Annotated in this window: 18 protein-coding genes; 10 read left to right on the top strand and 8 right to left on the bottom strand. The window is 61.7% G+C overall.

What is annotated here, in order from left to right:
- The first annotated feature begins 42 nt into the window (after positions 1 to 42).
- Entirely contained in the window at positions 43 to 1,200 is a 1,158-nt protein-coding gene (gene rnd, locus ACP15O_RS15515) for a ribonuclease D (protein ID WP_425097033.1), read from the top strand.
- A gap of 62 nt (positions 1,201 to 1,262) precedes the next feature.
- On the opposite strand, the gene ACP15O_RS15510 is transcribed toward rnd, so the two are convergent.
- The gene (locus tag ACP15O_RS15510; RefSeq protein ID WP_425097032.1) at positions 1,263 to 1,766 is read right to left on the bottom strand and encodes a hypothetical protein; all 504 of its coding nucleotides are present in this window, start codon (positions 1,764 to 1,766) and stop codon (positions 1,263 to 1,265) included.
- Between the two features lie 146 nt (positions 1,767 to 1,912).
- Here ACP15O_RS15510 and ACP15O_RS15505 point away from each other — a divergent pair, with 146 nt between their 5' ends.
- Positions 1,913 to 2,320, top strand: coding sequence for a SufE family protein (locus ACP15O_RS15505; protein ID WP_425097031.1), 408 nt, complete (start codon positions 1,913 to 1,915; stop codon positions 2,318 to 2,320).
- Positions 2,321 to 2,595: 275 nt separating this feature from the next.
- On the opposite strand, the gene ACP15O_RS15500 is transcribed toward ACP15O_RS15505, so the two are convergent.
- Both ACP15O_RS15500 and ACP15O_RS15495 read right to left on the bottom strand, forming a co-directional pair.
- Positions 2,596 to 3,231, bottom strand: coding sequence for a DUF1638 domain-containing protein (locus ACP15O_RS15500; RefSeq protein ID WP_425097030.1), 636 nt, complete (start codon positions 3,229 to 3,231; stop codon positions 2,596 to 2,598).
- A 51-nt stretch (positions 3,232 to 3,282) separates the two neighbouring features.
- Complete coding sequence (locus ACP15O_RS15495) at positions 3,283 to 3,981, bottom strand: corrinoid protein (protein ID WP_425097029.1); 699 nt, start codon at positions 3,979 to 3,981, stop codon at positions 3,283 to 3,285.
- A gap of 209 nt (positions 3,982 to 4,190) precedes the next feature.
- Here ACP15O_RS15495 and ACP15O_RS15490 point away from each other — a divergent pair, with 209 nt between their 5' ends.
- Positions 4,191 to 5,279: a PA0069 family radical SAM protein gene (locus ACP15O_RS15490; RefSeq protein ID WP_425097028.1), complete on the top strand. Its 1,089-nt coding sequence runs from the start codon at positions 4,191 to 4,193 to the stop codon at positions 5,277 to 5,279.
- Positions 5,280 to 5,282: 3 nt separating this feature from the next.
- Here ACP15O_RS15490 and ACP15O_RS15485 read toward each other — a convergent pair whose 3' ends face one another.
- The 4 genes from ACP15O_RS15485 to ACP15O_RS15470 all read right to left on the bottom strand — a co-directional run bounded on the left by ACP15O_RS15485 (position 5,283) and on the right by ACP15O_RS15470 (position 7,591).
- Positions 5,283 to 5,639: a hypothetical protein gene (locus ACP15O_RS15485; protein WP_425097027.1), complete on the bottom strand. Its 357-nt coding sequence runs from the start codon at positions 5,637 to 5,639 to the stop codon at positions 5,283 to 5,285.
- Complete coding sequence (locus ACP15O_RS15480) at positions 5,632 to 5,913, bottom strand: hypothetical protein (protein ID WP_425097026.1); 282 nt, start codon at positions 5,911 to 5,913, stop codon at positions 5,632 to 5,634. The genes ACP15O_RS15485 and ACP15O_RS15480 overlap by 8 nt, the downstream gene beginning before the upstream one ends.
- Positions 5,914 to 6,063: 150 nt before the next feature.
- Positions 6,064 to 7,086 (bottom strand): betaine--homocysteine S-methyltransferase, encoded by a 1,023-nt coding sequence (bmt, locus tag ACP15O_RS15475; RefSeq protein ID WP_425097025.1) that lies wholly within the window; start codon positions 7,084 to 7,086, stop codon positions 6,064 to 6,066.
- 190 nt (positions 7,087 to 7,276) lie between these two features.
- Positions 7,277 to 7,591 (bottom strand): DUF1476 domain-containing protein, encoded by a 315-nt coding sequence (locus ACP15O_RS15470; protein ID WP_425097024.1) that lies wholly within the window; start codon positions 7,589 to 7,591, stop codon positions 7,277 to 7,279.
- 189 nt (positions 7,592 to 7,780) lie between these two features.
- Between ACP15O_RS15470 and purC the strand changes: the two genes are divergently transcribed.
- The 6 genes from purC to ACP15O_RS15440 all read left to right on the top strand — a co-directional run bounded on the left by purC (position 7,781) and on the right by ACP15O_RS15440 (position 13,353).
- Complete coding sequence (gene purC, locus ACP15O_RS15465; protein WP_425097023.1) at positions 7,781 to 8,539, top strand: phosphoribosylaminoimidazolesuccinocarboxamide synthase; 759 nt, start codon at positions 7,781 to 7,783, stop codon at positions 8,537 to 8,539.
- A gap of 39 nt (positions 8,540 to 8,578) precedes the next feature.
- A complete protein-coding gene (purS, locus tag ACP15O_RS15460; protein ID WP_425097022.1) occupies positions 8,579 to 8,809 on the top strand; it encodes a phosphoribosylformylglycinamidine synthase subunit PurS in 231 nt (76 codons plus the stop codon).
- Positions 8,810 to 8,829: 20 nt separating this feature from the next.
- Complete coding sequence (purQ, locus tag ACP15O_RS15455; RefSeq protein WP_425097021.1) at positions 8,830 to 9,498, top strand: phosphoribosylformylglycinamidine synthase subunit PurQ; 669 nt, start codon at positions 8,830 to 8,832, stop codon at positions 9,496 to 9,498.
- A gap of 35 nt (positions 9,499 to 9,533) precedes the next feature.
- A complete protein-coding gene (locus tag ACP15O_RS15450; protein ID WP_425097020.1) occupies positions 9,534 to 11,303 on the top strand; it encodes a sensor histidine kinase in 1,770 nt (589 codons plus the stop codon).
- Between the two features lie 17 nt (positions 11,304 to 11,320).
- On the top strand, positions 11,321 to 12,658 hold the full coding sequence (locus tag ACP15O_RS15445) for a sigma-54-dependent transcriptional regulator (RefSeq protein ID WP_425097109.1): 1,338 nt from the start codon (positions 11,321 to 11,323) through the stop codon (positions 12,656 to 12,658).
- Between the two features lie 179 nt (positions 12,659 to 12,837).
- The gene (locus tag ACP15O_RS15440) at positions 12,838 to 13,353 is read left to right on the top strand and encodes a hypothetical protein (RefSeq protein ID WP_425097019.1); all 516 of its coding nucleotides are present in this window, start codon (positions 12,838 to 12,840) and stop codon (positions 13,351 to 13,353) included.
- Between the two features lie 284 nt (positions 13,354 to 13,637).
- Here the strand turns inward: ACP15O_RS15440 and ACP15O_RS15435 are convergent, their stop codons facing one another.
- Positions 13,638 to 14,858, bottom strand: a complete 1,221-nt coding sequence (locus tag ACP15O_RS15435; RefSeq protein ID WP_425097018.1) for a glycerophosphodiester phosphodiesterase family protein — start codon at positions 14,856 to 14,858, stop codon at positions 13,638 to 13,640.
- A 548-nt stretch (positions 14,859 to 15,406) separates the two neighbouring features.
- Here ACP15O_RS15435 and ACP15O_RS15430 point away from each other — a divergent pair.
- Positions 15,407 to 18,229, top strand: a complete 2,823-nt coding sequence (locus tag ACP15O_RS15430) for an Rne/Rng family ribonuclease (RefSeq protein WP_425097017.1) — start codon at positions 15,407 to 15,409, stop codon at positions 18,227 to 18,229.
- Positions 18,230 to 18,263 lie beyond the last annotated feature (34 nt).

Raw genomic sequence — 18,263 nt, 5'->3', positions numbered from 1 at the left:
ACCGCCCAGAACCGCACTTAGGCAGAGACGATACCCGCCCGCATGAAAACACTGACGACGACGGAAGACCTGGCCGCATTCTGCGCCGAAGCCCGCACTCATGATTACGTCACCCTGGACACTGAATTCCTGCGCGAGCGGACGTATTATTCGAAACTCTGCCTGATCCAGATGGCCATGCCGGGCGAGACCGACGACAACGCGGTGCTGATTGACCCGCTGGCCAAGGATCTGTCGTTGGAACCTCTGTACGATCTGTTCCGCGATACCTCGGTTGTCAAAGTGTTCCACGCCGCGCGTCAGGATCTTGAGATTTTCTTTGTCGATGCCGGTGTCTTCCCCGAGCCGCTGTTCGACACGCAGGTTGCCGCGATGGTCTGCGGCTTTGGCGAACAGGTGGGCTATGAGACCCTGGTGCGCAAAATCGCCAAGGGCAGCCTGGACAAATCGCACCGCTTTACCGATTGGTCCCGCCGTCCGCTGACAGATAATCAGAAAACCTATGCGCTGGCGGATGTGACGCATCTGCGCAAGATTTATGAATTCCTGGCCGCTCAGCTGAAGAAAAACAAGCGCGAGAAATGGGTGCAGGAAGAGTTGCAGGTTCTGACAAACCCCGAAACCTATATCGTGCATCCTGAAAACGCCTGGCAGCGGGTGAAAACCCGCACCAGCAGCGGTAAATTCCTGGCCATCGTACGTGAACTGGCCCGGTTCCGCGAAGGCTATGCCCAATCGCGCAATATCCCGCGCAACCGGGTGTTCAAGGACGATGCGCTGGTCGAGCTGGCCTCGACCAAACCGGCGTCGATGAAGGATCTGGGCCGCTCGCGCTTGCTGCTGCGCGAGGCCCGCAAGGGTGAAATCGCAGAGGGCATTCTGACCGCCGTGAAAATCGGGATGGATTGCCCGCCCGAGGACCATCCCAAAGTGTCCAACGCCAAGGACAAGCTTCAGGTAAACCCGGCGCTGGCCGATCTGCTGCGCGTGCTGTTGAAGGCGAAGACGGAAACGGCGGGGGTGGCCTCGAAGCTGATCGCGCCCGCGGCGGATCTGGACGCGATTGCCGCCGGGATGCGCGATGTGCCTGCGCTAAGCGGTTGGCGCCGCGAGGTTTTCGGCGAAGATGCGCTGCGTCTGTGCGACGGAGAGATCGCCCTGGCTGCCAAGGGCAAACAGGTGAAAATCGTCGAGCTTTAAGCGGCGGATCGTCAGCGGGGCCGGAGGCTAACGTCGGGGCTAACCTGGGTGCCGGCCGTGGATTACCGGCGCCGCGCGCTCAGCGCGTTCTGGGCGCCGACCACATTGATGCTGCGCACCCCGTCCAGTTCATTCTCTGTCAGGAAGGTGGCCACGGTGACGGTGCGGCTCCATTCCGAGCCCTGCACCACACGGCGTTTGGGCATCTCGGCACGGAATTCATAAGTCAGAACGCCATCCACGGGCCGATCGTCATTGGTGGCGATCAGCGCCACATCATACGAGCCCTGAACCTGCGCCACGCCCGTCGCCCGGATCAGAGCGCCGCCGGGCACGCGCTCGATTTTCAGGGTGGTCACGCGATGGATGGGCACGCCGGTATAGATCTTTTCGCCGCGGCGAAAGAAACTGTTGCGGCGCTTGGCCGGGATCAGCGGATTGGCCCCTTCGGTGGCAACCGGCACGGGCTGCCCGCGTCCGAACCAGTTCAGCGGATTGAGGCCAGAGCCCCCGCAACCGGCAAGCAGAAGGGACGAGATCAGAAGGGCCGTGAAAGGTTTGCGCATTACATTCGCCTTTGTCGCTGTCCTGAGTGGGTTACCTTATCAGCGCGCGCTTGAAAAGGCGCAAGGCGCGCGCGGGGGCTGGACCTTTGGCAAGATGCAGCCTAGGTGGGGACAGACTGAAACGGCACAGCGATAAAGGGGCGGGCATGGCCACCGAAGCGTTTGAGGACATCGTTGAGGATTTTGACTTCCTGGAGGACTGGGAGGATCGCTATCGCTATGTGATCGAACAGGGCAAGGCGATGGATCCGCTGGAGGACGCGCTGAAAGTGCCCGCAACCAAGGTGGATGGCTGCGCCAGTCAGGTCTGGCTGCATCCCAAGATCGAGGGCGGGGTGTTTTCCTTTGATGGTGACAGTGACGCGCTGATCGTGCGCGGGCTGATTGCGGTGCTGCGCGCGCTGTACAACGGGGTGCCGGTGGCCGAGGTCGCAGCGGTGGATGCCCATGCGGAACTGGCGCGGCTGGGGCTGAATGAACATCTGTCGGCGCAGCGCTCGAACGGGGTGCGGGCGATGATCGAGCGGATCCGGCAGGTATGTGCGGCGGCGTGATGCGGGCAGTGTGATCCGGGGGGCGTGATCCAGCGGAGTGGCTGCGCCACGCATGGGGAGCTTCGGCAGACGCCGAAGCGGCGTCGGGGGCCTATGGCCCCCGAGGTGCGTTTAAATGGACAGTCCCTATAGTTTTACTGTGCGCGGGGGCGCGGCATGGTGGTGATATGGGCTTCGCCGTTTGGATCGGCATAGGGTCTTTGGGGGTTTAGTGTGCCTTTGAGCGCAAGGTGCGCCATCGCTGCGAGTAAAGCGTAAGGCCCTGCTGCCCTAAGTCACAATGCCGCCAGGGCCGTTTGCAGATCGCCATAGCCAGTGAAGCGGCGCTCGAATTGCAGGCCCAGGCGGGTGGCGCAGTCCTGGGCTTTGGCGGTCAGGGCCGGGTCGTCGGTTTGCGCCTGATAGATCAGTTTGGTGTAATGGCCGAAATACATGTCCCGCAAGTCGGGGTGGCGATCCAGCCCCAGAGGTTTCCAGACAAAGGCGTCAAATTGCCGGGTCAGGAAATCGGTCAGGTAGAAGGCGGTGATCTCGTCGTCGTGCTGTGCGAACCGATCGACGCCCTCGAAAAAGGCATAGCAGTGCGGGCCGCGGATCATCGGCACGGCATGGCGTTCACAGACCTTCTGAAGCGCGCCGCCGGTGCCGCAATCGGCATAGGCGACGAACAGATGCCTGTGGCTGCTCTGATGGTCCAGAATGGCCCGTTCCACCGCATCGGCGATCCGCTCGGGGTGGTTATGCAGGATGGCGGGCAGGCAGGTCAGGTCCATATGGGACCAGCCATTGCGTTCGATCAGCGCCAGGATTTCACGCGCCAGCGCCCCGCAGGCGATGATCAGCACGCTTGCGGCCTTGTGCGAGGGGGCAAGCCCCTGGGAGGTCAGGCTGTCATCGCTGGGCAGGGTCATGAAACAACAGAGGCAAAAGGGCCCGCACGCGCGGGGCGGGCCGATCCGGGGTCAGGCGCTGAGCTGATTATGCTTGCGCGCAACAAAGCTTTTGGCGGTTTCCACGGCCACGGCCGCATCGCGGCAATAGGCGTCGGCACCGATGGCTTTTCCGAATTCCTCGTTCAGGGGCGCGCCGCCCACCAGCACGATGTAATCGTCGCGTTTGCCCTGTTCGGCCAGCGCGTCGATCACCGTTTTCATATAGGGCATGGTGGTGGTCAGCAGGGCGGACATGCCCAGGATGTCGGCACCTTCGGATTCCAGCGCGGCCAGGTATTCATCCGCATCGGTGTTGATCCCCAGATCGACCACTTCGAAACCCGCGCCCTCCATCATCATCGAGACCAGGTTCTTGCCGATGTCGTGGATGTCGCCCTTGACGGTGCCGATGACCATCTTGCCCATGCGCGGCGCGCCGGTCTCGGCCAGCAGAGGCTTGAGGATTGCCATGCCGCCCTTCATCGCGTTGGCGGCCAGCAGCACCTCGGGGACGAACAGGATGCCGTCGCGGAAATCGTTGCCGACGATGGTCATGCCGCCGACCAGGGCCTCGGTCAGGACGCGGTAGGGCTCCCATCCGCGTTCCAGCAGGATGTTCACGCCTTCTTCGATTTCTTCTTTCAGGCCATCGTACAGATCGTCGAACATCTGCTCGACCAGTTCCTCATCGTTCAGTTCAGACAGGATGATGTCTTCTTCTTCCGACATGGCGCGCTTCCTAGCTATGGGCGGGTGATCCGCCGGTGTCTTAATTTTTCCAGATGTGGCGGCAAAATGCGCGTCAGACTAGACGGATTGCGACCGGACTGGGGTTGGTTCCGACTTATAGGGAGGTTTGTGACAAAGGTGGATTGAAAAATCTTCACCATGATTGTGACGTTTATTGCAAATGTTCTTGTTTTGTTCATAATGTTGGGATGAACTGGGACGAACGGCATGAGATCAAGGCGGAAAGACGCCGCGCGCGGGGCGCTGTCAGCAATCGGACGGGACGGTTCGAACAGCAAGAGAAGCTGCGCGTGCATGACGGCTGGGATCTGCCCGAGCCCATGCCCGCCTTCCGGACCGAGGTGCGCGAGGAACGGCCGCGCAGCGTGATCAACTATATCCGCTCGCCCGATTTGCCGTTTGACCGGACGCTGAACCCCTATCGCGGGTGCGAACACGGCTGCATTTATTGTTTCGCGCGGCCCACTCATGCCTATCTGGGCCTGTCGCCGGGGCTGGATTTCGAAACGCAGCTGGTGGCCCGCCCCGAGGCGCCGCAGGTTCTGGCGCGCGCGCTGCGCAAACCTTCGTATCGGGTTGCGCCGATCGCTATCGGCACCAACACCGACCCCTATCAGCCGATCGAGCGCGACCACGGCGTCATGCGCGCCTGCCTGAAGGTGCTACAGGCCTTCAATCATCCGGTGGCCATCGTCACCAAGGGCACGCTGATCGAGCGCGATCTGGACATTCTGGCCCCGATGGCGGCCAGGGGGCTGGTGCGGGTCGGGGTGTCCGTGACCACGCTGGACGCCAGGCTGGCACGCCGGATGGAGCCGCGGGTGCCCTCGCCCAAACGGCGCCTGGCCACGATTCGCGCGCTGACCGGGGCAGGGGTGCCGGTGCGGGTGATGACCTCGCCCATCGTGCCGATGCTGAACGATCACGAGATCGAGGCGCTGCTTGAGGCGGGCAAAAACGCCGGGGCCGATGCGGCCAGCTGGATCATGCTGCGCCTCCCGCTGGAGGTCTCGGCGCTGTTTCAGGAATGGCTACAGGCGCATTTTCCGCAGCGTGCGGCCCGGATCATGGCCCGGCTGCGCGAAATGCACGGCGGGCAGGATTACGATGCGCAATGGGGCCGCCGGATGCGCGGGCAGGGGCCCTATGCCGAAATGATCGCGGCCCGGTTCAAGACCGCAGCGCGCCGCTTGGGGCTGGACTGCAAACAGCCCGCGCTGCGCTGCGACCTGTTTCAGCCGCCACCCCGAAAGGGCGATCAGCTGAGCCTTTTCTGACGCCTAATCCTCCCCCCGGCACGCGGCCAGACAACTGCGCAGCGCCATCTGGGCTGACAATGCGCAGGCCTCGGAATCGCCGCCCTCTTCGTGGACCTGGCCGCAGATTGTCATCATGCGATCAAAGGCGCGAAAACACCTGTTTACGCATTTCTGTTCGGGGGTGGCGTCTTCGTCCTCTTCTTCGGGCGGTTCAGGCGGAAGGGGGCGGGCGGTTTCGAATACGGGCCGCCCAAGGGCATCCGCAACCAACCCAAGAGACTGAAAACGCTGGGCGAATTCGAATCTTTCGGGCGCAGACATCGCCTGCCACCGGGCCAGAGCGCGGTCCAGATCCGCACAAGAGGGGCGCTCAGTCACCGCATTTCGCGCAGCACTGGGTCAGGGCCTCGCGCGCTCCGATGCGGCATTTGTCCGGGTCTGCGCTGTCTTTGCATTTCTCGATGGACTTGTCATAGGATTCCTCGCAGGCGCATAGGCAATCCATCATGTCACGCAATTGCGGGACGTCCGGAAAGGCGGCGATCTGGTCGTCGCTCAGCTTGCCCCAGGCGCGGATCGCCCCCAGGAAATCGTCTCGTTTCTGGGCGGACATGCTGGCCCAACGGGTTCTGAAATCGGCTTGGCTTGTCATGGCTTCTCCTCCGGAAGTACGACGTTCGCGCAAGCATGAGTCTACGGCACAGCGCGAGGCTCTGCTCTGACCTGTGTCATATAGGGGGGCATATCCGGGCCAAAAGAAGGGCCGCGAAGACACGGCCCTTTCGTTCCTGCACGGGGGGGGTTAGCCCCGCCGGCGACGCGAGCCCCGGCGGCCCTTGGCGGGGGCGTCGGCGTCCTCTCCGGTGCCATCCGAAGCCGAGGAAAACCCGCCCAGTGTCTCGGCGATCTGTTCCAGCGAGGGGCGCGGGCCGCGTTCGCGGGTTTCCAGTGCCGCCCGCATGGCCGACAGGTGCTCGGGCATGGTGCCGCAGCAGCCGCCGATGATGGTGGCCCCGGCATCGCGGGCCAGAACGGCATATTCTGCCATCAGCTCGGGGGTGCCATCGTAATGGATGTGGCCGTCGTGATACTTGGGAATGCCGGCGTTGCCTTTGGCAATGATCGGCCGTTCGGTGCCATGCGCGGCAAAGCCCAGCACGGTGCGCAGCAGGTCAGACGCGCCAACCCCGCAGTTCGCGCCAAAGGCCAGCGGAGGATTGGGCAGTTTTTCCACCATATCCACCATCGCGGCGCTGGTCACGCCCATCATGGTACGCCCGGCGGTGTCAAAGCTCATGGTGCCGCACCAGGGCATATCGGCCAGGGCAAAGGCCTCGGCGGCGGCTTTGTATTCTTCGGGGGCCGAGATGGTTTCCAGCCACAGAACGTCTGCGCCGCCCTCTTTCAGGCCCTCGGCCTGTTCGTGGAAGATTTCAACGGCGGCGGCATGTGTCATCGGGCCCATGGGGGCGAAAATCTCGCCCGTGGGGCCAACGGAACCGGCCACGATCACGGTGCGCCCCGAGGCATCGGCGACCTCGCGGCCGATCTCGGCGCTCATCCGCGACAATTCGCGCGCGCGTTTTTCCGCGCCGTGCAGTTTCAGTCGCGAAGCATTGCCGCCAAACGAGTTGGTCAGAAACAGGTCCGAGCCGGCATCCACCGCGCCCAGATACAGTTTCTTGATCCGGTCGGGGTGTTCTTCGTTCCACAGTTCGGGCGCATCGCCCGAGCTAAGCCCCATATTGAACAGGTTCGTGCCCGTCGCGCCATCGGCCATCAGCCAGTCGCGGGTTTCCAGCAGTTTCGAAAGTGCATTGGTCATTTTCGGATCCTCAGGGTGGGCGGATTTTGCCCGCTACCTGTCACGTTTGCGGGCAAAGCGCAAATTCATATTGTTCAAGAAGGTTGTGAGCGCCGCGACAGTCCGCATCACGAAAGCATCACGGCAGCGCCAAAGAAAAACGCGGCCGCAAGGGGCCGCGTTTCGTGTAACCTGTTGAAATCAGACAGGATTAGAGATCTGTCATGATCTCATTCTTGGCAACGGCCAGCAGTTCGGCACGTTTGGCGCGGATGGCGTCTGCGTCGGCCTTGCCTTCCAGATCGGCGGCGACTTTGCGCACGACGTCCTCGTGACCGGCTTCTTCGAAATCCGCGACGATTACGGTTTTGGCATAGGCCGCGGCCTCATCGCCCGATTTGCCCAGCAATTCCGCCGCCCACAGGCCCAGCAGTTTATTGGCGCGGGCATCGGCCTTGAACTGCATTGCTTCATCATGGGCGAATTTTGCTTCGAATGCTTGTTCGCGATCGTCAAAGGTGGTCATTCCAGTGTCCTCGGCTGACGTTGGTGTTTGCACAGATATGCCCGTATGGCGCGCCTCGCGCAAGGGGCAAGCGGGGGCGAAAGGGGCATTCGGTGCGCGCTCTCTTGCGACAGGGGCTCCCATAGACTAAGAGGGCGCAAAACACGCGAAAACACCGGGACTCATCCCGGCCACAGCGACGGAGTGGCCATGGCACGGCGCAAGAAAATCTACGAAGGCAAAGCGAAGACACTGTATGAAGGCCCCGAACCGGGGACCATCGTTCAGTACTTCAAGGATGACGCCACCGCGTTCAACGCCGAGAAAAAAGACGTGATCGAGGGCAAGGGCGTTCTGAACAACTTCTTGTCCGAATATTTCATGCTGGGCCTGGCCAATGTCGGCGTGCCGACGCATTTCCTGCGCCGCCTGAACATGCGCGAACAGCTGGTGCGCAGCTGCGAGATCATCCCGCTGGAGGTCATCGTGCGCAACTATGCGGCCGGGTCCATGTCCAAACGTCTGGGCATCGAGGAAGGCACGCAACTGCCGCGCCCGATCGTGGAATATTGCTATAAGGACGATAAGCTGGGCGATCCTCTGGTCACCGAGGAACATATCGCCGCCTTCGGCTGGGCCAGCCAGCAGGACATGGATGACATTCTGTCGCTTGCGCTGCGTGTGAATGATTTCCTGTCGGGGGTCATGTATGGCGTGGGCATCAAGCTGATCGACTTCAAGATTGAAATCGGCCGCGTCTACGAGGGCGATTTCCAGCGTCTGGTCGTGGCCGATGAAATCAGCCCCGACAGCTGCCGCCTGTGGGATCTGGAAACCAATCAGAAGCTGGACAAGGACGTGTTCCGCCGCGATCTGGGCAGCCTGACCGACGCCTATACCGAAGTGGCTCGCCGCCTGGGCGTTCTGCCCAAGGGCGCGACCCCCATCAAACCGACCCTGATCAACTGATCCACCATAACGATCCAAGCGCGAGATAAGGAAAGACTGATGAAAGCTCGAGTTCATGTCATGCTGAAAAACGGCGTTCTGGACCCGCAGGGCGAGGCCGTGCGCCACGCATTGGGCCAGCTGGGCTTTGATGGCGTCGAAGGCGTCCGACAGGGCAAGGTGATCGAACTGGACCTGGCCGAAGGGTCCACCGAAGAGACCGTCAAAGAGATGTGCGAGAAGCTGCTGGCGAATACCGTCATCGAAAGCTACTCGATCGAACTGAACTGATCCGGACAGGAGCCCGCGCCATGAAAGCCGCCGTCATCGTATTCCCCGGATCCAACTGCGACCGAGACCTGGCCGTTGCCTTTGAACAGGCCGGCGCGGATGTCAGCATGGTCTGGCATAAGGACACCGAACTGCCTGGCGATATTGACATCGTTGGCGTGCCGGGCGGGTTTTCCTTCGGCGATTATCTGCGCTGCGGGGCCATCGCGGCCAACTCGCCCATCTGCAAGTCGCTGATCGCCCATACCGAGCGCGGCGGCTATGCCATCGGCATCTGTAACGGGTTTCAGGTGCTGACCGAGACCGGCATTCTGCCCGGTGCCCTGCGCCGCAATGCCAATCTGAAATATATCTGCAAAACCGTGGGTCTGAAGGTGGAAACCGCCGACACTGCGTTTACCTCGGGCTATGAGGCGGGGCAGGTGATCAACGTGCCCATCGCGCACCACGATGGCAACTACTATGTCACCGATGAAAAGCTGGCGCAGTTGCGCGATGAGGGGCGCATCGCCTTTACCTATACCGATAACCCCAATGGCTCGGTCGCGGATATTGCCGGTGTGATTTCCAAGAACCGGCGCGTGCTGGGCATGATGCCCCACCCCGAGCGCGCGGCAGACGAACGCCACGGCGGCACCGATGGGGTGGCAATGTTCCGCGCGTTGATGGACCAGCTTGTTACCGCGTGACTTGAGCGTGCCCGCGGCTCGGCGTAGTCTGCGGCATGGCCCTGACCGAAAAATTGCAGAACATGCCTGAACGCACCGGCCCCATCAGTTGGCGGGTGCGTGTGGCATTGTTGGTGCTGACCGTTCTGGCCGTGGTGACGGTGGTCGTCACCAACAACCTGCTGACCGACCGCTTCACCCAGAACACCCGCAACCGGGCCGAGCTGCGCCTGGCGCTTTATGGCGGCAACCTGCTGTCGGAACTGCGCCGCAACGCCATCGTGCCGCAGCTGCTGGCGCGCGATGCGGCGCTGATCGGGGCGCTGAACTCGGGCGATTTTTCGCAATCCACGCAGCGGCTGATCTCCTTTGTTGACGAAATTGGCGCCGCCAGCCTGATGCTGCTGGATAAGGACGGGCGCGCGGTGGCGGCGACGGATCGCAACCGGCTGGGCTCGCAGCACCGGCAGGATCCGTATTTTTTGAACGCGGTGCGGGCCTCGGACACGGTGTTTACCGTGCTCCGGCGCGAAAGCGGCGGCTACAGCTTCACCTATTCGCGCCGGATCGACAGCCAGGGCGAGGTGGCCGGCGTCATCCTGGTTGAGGTGGACCTGGCCAAGTTCGAACGCGCCTGGGCGGGGATTTCCGACGCGGTTCTGGTGACGGACAGCGCGGGCCGGATCATCATGGCAACCGAGCCGCGCTGGCGTGGCCTGTCCGAGGAAGAGGCGCTGAAAACCGATCCGGTCGAAAGCGCCATCGCCCGCGCCATTCAGGCCACCAGCGACTGGGCGGCGGTGCCGGCCGATGCCTATGTCGCCGGCGAGGCCGTGATGCGGATGGAAACGCGCATTCCCTTCCGCGGCTGGCGCATCACCAGTTTCACCACCTATGACAGCGTGCGCGAGAAGGTGAACGGCTTTCTGGCGCTGGAGATCATGGGATTCGCGATTCTGCTGGCGCTGGCCTTCTATTTTCTCAGCCGGAAAACGGCGGTCAGAATGGCTCTGTTTCAGCGCGATGCGGCGGATCTTCGCGCATTGAACGCGCGGCTCCAGCGGGAAATCGCCGAGCGCGAGCGCGTGCAGGAAACCCTGGCCGTGGCCGAACAGACCCTGGCGCAAAGCCAGAAACTGGCCGCCTTGGGGGAAATGTCAGCCGCTGTCAGCCACGAATTGAACCAGCCTCTGGCGGCGATGAAAACCTATCTGGCGGGGGCGCGGCTGCTGCTCAACCGCAACCGCCCGGACGAGGCCCTGTCCTCGTTTCAGCGCATTGACGATCTGATCGGACGGATGGGTACGATCACCCGGCAGCTGAAATCCTATGCCCGCAAAGGCGGCGACAGTTTCACCCCGGTGAACATGAATGACGCGCTGGCCTCGGCCTTGTCGATGATGGAACCGCAGTTGAAAAACAGGCATGTGCGCATCACCCGCGCCATTCCCGAAACCCCCGTGATGGTGATGGGCGACAGGGTGCGAATTGAGCAGGTTCTGATCAATCTGCTGCGCAATGCGCTGGACGCCACGCAGGGCCAGGACGACCCCGAGGTGGACATCATCCTGGCCGCCGGTGAAACCGCAACCCTGACGGTGCGCGACAATGGCCACGGGATTGATGACCTCGATGAGCTGTTCGAACCGTTCTACACCACCAAGAAACCGGGCGAGGGCGTGGGGCTGGGTCTGGCCATCTCCTCAGGGATTGTCAGTGACCTTGGTGGGCGGTTAACCGCTCGTAATGCCGAGGGCGGGGGGGCTGTATTCGAAATGCAACTGCCTATTTTAACAGACGACTCAGAAATAGAAGCGGCGGAGTAACCCCCTCAATGGCCAATATGTCGAAAGTGATGAAAATCGCGATTGTGGATGACGAACAGGACATGCGTCAGTCCATCAGCCAGTGGCTGGCCCTGTCGGGCTATGACACCGAAACCTTTGCCAGCGCCGAGGACGCGCTGAAGGCCCTGGGCCCCGAATATCCCGGCATTGTGATTTCCGACATCAAGATGCCCGGCATGGACGGGATGCAGTTTTTGAAAAAACTGATGGGCTCTGACAGTGCGCTGCCCGTGATCATGATCACTGGCCATGGCGATGTGCCCATGGCGGTCGAGGCAATGCGCGTGGGCGCGTTCGATTTTCTGGAAAAGCCCTTCAACCCCGACCGCATGACCGAGCTGGCCAAGAAGGCCACCAACGCCCGCCGGCTGACCATGGACAACCGCGCCCTGCGGCGCGAGCTGTCCGATGGTGGCCAGTTGATGAAGAAACTGATCGGCGCCTCGCCCGTGATGGAGCGCCTGAAAGAGGATATTCTGGATCTGGGCCAGGCCGACGGCCATGTTCTGATCGACGGGGAAACCGGCACGGGTAAGACGCTGGTCGCCCATGCCCTGCACGCGGTTGGTGCGCGGGCCGGTAAGAAATTCGTGCTGCTGTCTTGTTCCGCCTGGGATGAGGACGCGCTGGCCAAGCGCCTCTTTGGCCCCATGCTGCCCGAGGACAGCCAGTTGCCCGCCATCGAAGAGGCCCGCGGCGGCACGCTGGTGCTGGAGGATGTCGAGGCGCTGTCAGACAGTCTGCAAGCCCGTCTGCTGAGCGTGATCAACGATCAGGGCACCCCGCCCGAAACCCGGATCGTGGCGATCTGCAACATGCAGGAACAGGATCGCACCTGCGAGGACGCCCTGCGCCCCGATCTATTCTATCGTCTGGCCGCTTTGCGCATCACCCTGCCGCCCCTGCGTCAGCGGGGCGAGGACATCCTGACCCTGTTCACCCGCCTGTCCGAGCAATTCTCCGAGGAATACGGCTGCGATGCCCCCAAAGTCAGCGCGCAAGAGGCCGCGCAGCTTCTACAGGCCCCGTGGCCGGGCAATGTGCGCCAGCTGATCAACATCGCCGAACGCGCCGTGCTGCAATCGCGCCGGGGCAGCGGGACGATCACCTCGCTTCTGATGGCCGATCACGATGAAATGCAGCCGGTCATGACCACCGAGGGCAAACCGCTGAAAGAATACGTGGAGGCGTTCGAGCGGATGCTGATCGACAACACGATGCGCCGCCACAAGGGCTCGATCGCGTCGGTGATGGAGGAACTCTGCCTGCCCCGCCGCACCCTGAACGAGAAGATGGCCAAATACGGCCTGCAACGCGCGGATTACCTGGGATAAGGCCCGCTCGGGCGACCCTGACACGCGGTGCCGCTGATCATGTGCGATCAACGGCAATATCGTAGATCTAATGTCTGGTTTGAGCCCAAAGTGACGGATACTGCGCGAGTCCCGAATTTCCGGTTGTTTGGACTTTTGGCTTGTGACAACCTCTGAGAGAATTTTTTTGGGCACTCCCGATGCGTTTGATCCATACCCTGTCTGTGCGCCCTTTGTGGGAAGGTTTGAAGAAGGCCACTTCTAGAAAAGAACGGGTAGTTCACTTAGGTGCGCCTTTATTTTTGAGCGCATGCGCCCAATCTATTTCGACTTCATCAGTCTTTATTGATGACACGTATCTAACGGATGAGTTTCGAAATGAAATCATCGCTGACGTTTATGAAAAAGCTGAACAGTTGGGTGGAGAATGCAAGCTAATTAACTCGCAGCGCCAGTTTCACTCTTGCACATTAGAGACGAAAGGCCCAAGCCTGCGCCTTTCGATAGGATACAATCCCAAGGGCATATACAGGATCTCTGTCACTTCAACTTACGGTCACTGGATACCTCAAAGCGATCAAAAGATCACATCCGGTAAGTTTATTGGAGACACGCAAAAAGAGCTAGAAGAGTGGATGAAGTCACTTATCCCTCACGAAGCGATCATCCGAGCGGAGCGAACATACTTGGATCAAGACTTCATTCAAAAATTTTGATTCACTGTCTTAGAACGGAACGGTTTTGCAACGCTTTCTGTGTGTGAATGATTTCAAGTGCACGGGTGTCGTAAAATCCTGTTGCAAGATGCCTACATGAAATTCGGTTATGCGCCTGTCTCAACTTGGGATCTGGATGCCAGCCTGTAACAGGACGCCTTGCCGCCCCAAGTAGACATTGGTGAAACCGCAGCGAAAGCGCGCTTTTGTCCGCTGAACCGACGTTCCCAAAAAATACACCCCCGCTGGTTCCAGCGAGGGTGTTTCCTAAAGATCAGTAGCGCTTAGTTGGCCTGTTGGGCCATGCAGGAGGCGTAGTAGGTGGTGGTGGCGGGCCAGTCCGAGAACATGCCGGCGATGCCGACCTGTTGCGCCAGAACGTCCAGCAGCTCGAAATAGACGCCATCGTTGTTGGTTACGTCCTTGATCGACTGGAAGTACCAGCCGCCGCCGTTTGCCAGCGGGCCCGAGCGTTCCAGGGTCCAGGTGATGATTTCCAGGTCGGCCTCTTTGGCTTTGATCGCCAGGGTCGAGGGCACGATCTGACCATTCTCGGTCGTGACCAGCATCCACATCGGCGGGGCGATGTAGTTGATGCCCATGGCTTTCAGCTCGGCCATGGTGTTGGGCCAGGTGGCCTCGTCCATGGGGGAGTAGCCCTCGATGTCATATTCATCCATCAGATAGACAGCCTGCGCGCCGAATTCCGGCTCGGCCTGGATCCAGTATTTGATCACATCCAGGTCAAAGCTCTGGGCCCATACGTCTTTGGGATCAACGCCAGCGGCCTTGTATTCGTCGATCATCTTCTGGGCGTAATCGTCCATGGAGAAGCCATCATGAGGCATCTGGACGGCGGGGGTTTTCAGTTCGGGGGTGAACTTGGTGCCCAGCTTCTTGAACAGGGCGATGGATTCGGCATGAGTCATCACGGTGCCGGTGGTGGCGTACAGATCGGTGCGCCAGCCGGCGGTGCCATCCATATAGCCCGCCACATCGGTGGCCGATTTATCGGCGGCGTCCATCTTGCCGTTCAGGGTTTTGAACTGGGCCAGGGTCAGCTCTGATGTGCGGCACTCGGCCGAGGCTTTGCCATCGGTCACGCCAAAGGGCTGCACGCAGGTATCGGCCAGATCCGAGGCCAGGATATTGGTGGTGGTATGCAGATCGTTCTGGGCGTGACGGCAGACCAGCTCGTGGTCCTTGGTAAAGGTCACGTCGCATTCCAGAATGCCCGCGCCCATGCGGGCGGCGGCGGTGTAGCTTTCGACAGTATGTTCAGGGAACATCATCGCCGCGCCGCGGTGTCCGATGGAAAAATCGGTGCGCATGGGTTCGATATCGGCGCAGGCGGCCAGTTTGGTTTTCAGCGCGCCATCGGGCAGGGCGTCAATCAGATAGGCGGGGCGGGGGCCCAGCTCGATCCGGTCGGCCAGGGCCGGGGCAGTCAGGGCGGTCAGCGCAGGGGCGGTCAGGGCCAGAACGCGCAGGCTCAGAGTTTTCATTACGGTGTCTCCCAGTCGGAAATCAGAATGCCCCCGAGGTGAACGGGCTGTGTGACATGCGCGCAAAGCAACGGTAACGGCGGTGCAAAACATTGGTAACGGGTAAACGACAGTCAAATTCGCCTGTGAATATCAAAGGATTGGCCGCAAAGGTATTTTGCATATTGTCATTTATCCCCAGCACCCCTTATGTTGACAGAACGGCGCATGGCACCTCTGTGCCCGCCGCAATGAGTTTCGCTGCATGGCCGGATGGCCGAAAACGGCCCTACCATGCAGACCGATTGGCCTTGAAAAAGGCACGAAAAACGCCCCGAGCCGCGAAAACGGTGATGAGGGCTATGAATGGGCGGATCGCAGAGCCTGCGAAACCGTCGGAGAAGAAACGCGATGAGGCGCGCGAGACACCCAAGTGAGAGAGCAGGGGCCATAACCGGCCAGCCCTGCCGCGCGTCCGCACTCGCCCCTGACAGACACCTGCCGCAACGCCCCCGCCCGCCGGATCTTCCGCTGGGCCAGGGGGCTTTGCCGCAGTGCAAACGGATAACATGGCAAAGAAAATGCTCATCGACGCCACCCACGCCGAGGAAACTCGCGTCGTGGTGGTGGACGGAAACAAAGTCGAGGAGTTCGATTTTGAATCCGAAAACAAGCGCCAGCTTGCTGGCAACATCTATCTTGCAAAAGTAACGCGGGTCGAACCGTCGCTTCAGGCGGCTTTCGTGGACTATGGCGGCAATCGCCATGGGTTCCTGGCGTTTTCGGAAATCCACCCCGATTACTATCAGATCCCTGTCGCCGATCGCGAAGCGCTGATGGAAGAAGAGCGCGCCTATGCCGAGGCCCAAAAAGCCGAGGACGAGGCCGAGGACGAACCCAAACCCAAGCGCCGCCGCCGGTCGCGTTCCAGCTCGAAGGCGGCTGCCAGCAAGAGCAAGGATGCGGTCGCCACGCGCGAAGTGGCCGAAACGCCCGCCGACCCCCCCGCCCCGGAAGAGGCCTCCGGCGCCGAAATCGCCGGGATGGAGACGATTGATCTGGGCGAGGGGGAAAATGACACCCTGGCCGTTGATGAGGCCGTCTCGCCCATGGAGCGGGTGGCGGAAACTCCGGTCGAAGAGCCTGCGGAAGAAGAGCCGGCGCAAGAGGCCGAAGCCGAGCAAACCGCTGAGGCTGCGGCAGAGGACGCCGTAGCAGAGCACCCCCCGGCCGAAACGGAACAAGAGCCAGCAGCAGAGGCCCCCGCCGCAGATGCGCAGGCCGAGGCAGAAGAGGCCGAGGAAGACAGCAGCGACGACAACACCGTCGAAACCGTGGACAAGGATACCGAAATCGAAGACGTCGCCGAACAGGACGACGCCGAGGAAATCCGTCCGCGCCGCAAACCCCGCCCGCGCCGCTATAAAATCCAAGAAGTCATCAAAGTCCGCCAGATCCTGCTGGTGCAGGTCGTCAAAGAGGAACGCGGCAACAAGGGCGCGGCCCTGACCACCTATCTGAGCCTGGCCGGCCGCTACTGCGTCCTGATGCCCAACACCGCCCGTGGCGGTGGGATCAGCCGCAAGATCACCAACGCCGCGGACCGCAAGAAACTCAAGGAAATCGCGAACGAGATCGACGTGCCCTCGGGGGCCGGTCTGATCATCCGCACCGCCGGTGCCAAACGCACCAAATCCGAGATCAAGCGCGACTATGAATATCTGCAACGGCTGTGGGAACAAATCCGCGAGCTGACGCTGAAATCCATCGCGCCCGCGAAGATCTATGAAGAGGGCGACCTGATCAAACGCTCGATCCGCGACCTGTATAACCGCGAGATCGACGAGGTGCATGTCGAAGGCGAACGCGGCTACCGCATCGCCAAGGACTTCATGAAAATGATCATGCCGTCCCACGCCAAGAACGTGAAGCATTACCAAGAGGCGATGCCGCTGTTCGCGCGTTACCAGGTGGAAAGCTACCTGAGCTCGATGTTCAACCCGACGGTTCAGCTGAAATCGGGCGGCTATATCGTGATCGGCGTGACCGAGGCGCTGGTGGCGATTGACGTGAACTCAGGCCGGGCCACCAAGGAAGGCTCGATCGAGGAAACCGCGCTGAAAACCAACCTGGAGGCCGCCGAAGAGGTGGCCCGCCAGCTGCGCCTGCGCGACCTGGCCGGGCTGATCGTCATCGACTTCATCGACATGGACGAGCGTAAGAACAACAACGCCGTCGAAAAACGCATGAAGGACAAGCTGAAATCGGATCGCGCGCGCATCCAGGTGGGCCGCATCAGCGGTTTCGGCCTGATGGAGATGAGCCGCCAGCGCCTGCGCCCCGGCATGATCGAGGCCACCACGCAGCCGTGCCCGGCCTGTCACGGCACCGGGTTGATCCGCTCGGACGATAACCTGGCCCTGTCCATCCTGCGCCAGATCGAAGAGGAAGGCACCCGCCGCCGCACCCGCGAAGTGCTGGTCAAATGCCCGGTCGGCATCGCCAACTTCATCATGAATCAGAAGCGCGAACACGTCGCCCAGATCGAAGCGCGCTATGGCCTGTCCGTCCGCATCGAGGGCGACCCGATGCTGATCAGCCCCGATTTCTCGATGGAGAAGTTCAAGACCGCCACCCGCAACGTGCCCGAACAAAGCGCGCCGGTCGTGTCGGTGGACAGCTCCTTGATGGAAGAGATCGACGAGGCCGAGGTGATCGAAGAAGACGCCAAGCCCGATACCGAAGAAGAGGCCAAACCCAAGAAGCGCCGCCGCCGCCGCCGTCGTAGCCGCAGCCGCAGCTCGGAGAATGGGGAAAACGGGACGGAAGAGGCCGATTCCGAGACCGCAGAGGCCGATGCCGCGCCCGCAGAGGATGCTGCGCCAGACGGACAAGAGGACGGGCAAGAGGATGGGCAGGCGCCCAAACCCGAGGAGGGCAGCGAAGAGGCCCCCAAGAAGCGCCGCCGCCGCCGTTCGCGTTCGAAGAAAACCACGACCGAGGAGGCTACTGACGCCAGCCCGGAGGCTCCGGCAGAAGAGGCTGCGGATGAAGGCACTGCGCCGCCCGAAGCCGCCGCAGAAGAGCCCGCCTCCGAAGAGGCCCCTGCCACTGAGGCGACGCCAGAGGATGTTGCCGGGGAAACCGCGAACGCCGAAGACCCCGCCCCGCAAGAGCCCGAGCCGGCTCAGGAGGCAGAGGCCGCCGAAGACGCGCCGGCCGAAGAGGCTCTGCCCGACGCGGCTGCGGTGGAAGACGAGGCTGCGGCCGCCGAAACAGCAGCTCCTGAGGAGGCTCTGATCACCGCGCAAGAGCCCGCCGAGCCGGAACCCGAGGCCCCCGCCGAGCCGCCCAAGCCCAAGCGCAAAGGCTGGTGGAGCGTCGGACGCTAAGACAACCAGACGCCATCCCGTACCGGGGTGGCGT

It is taken from the genome of Youngimonas ophiurae (nom. illeg.) (assembly GCF_049803795.1).
Lineage (GTDB): Bacteria > Pseudomonadota > Alphaproteobacteria > Rhodobacterales > Rhodobacteraceae > Thalassobius.
The sequence above is the reverse complement of the archived record's forward strand: the minus strand, read 5'-3'. Positions and strand labels throughout refer to the sequence as shown.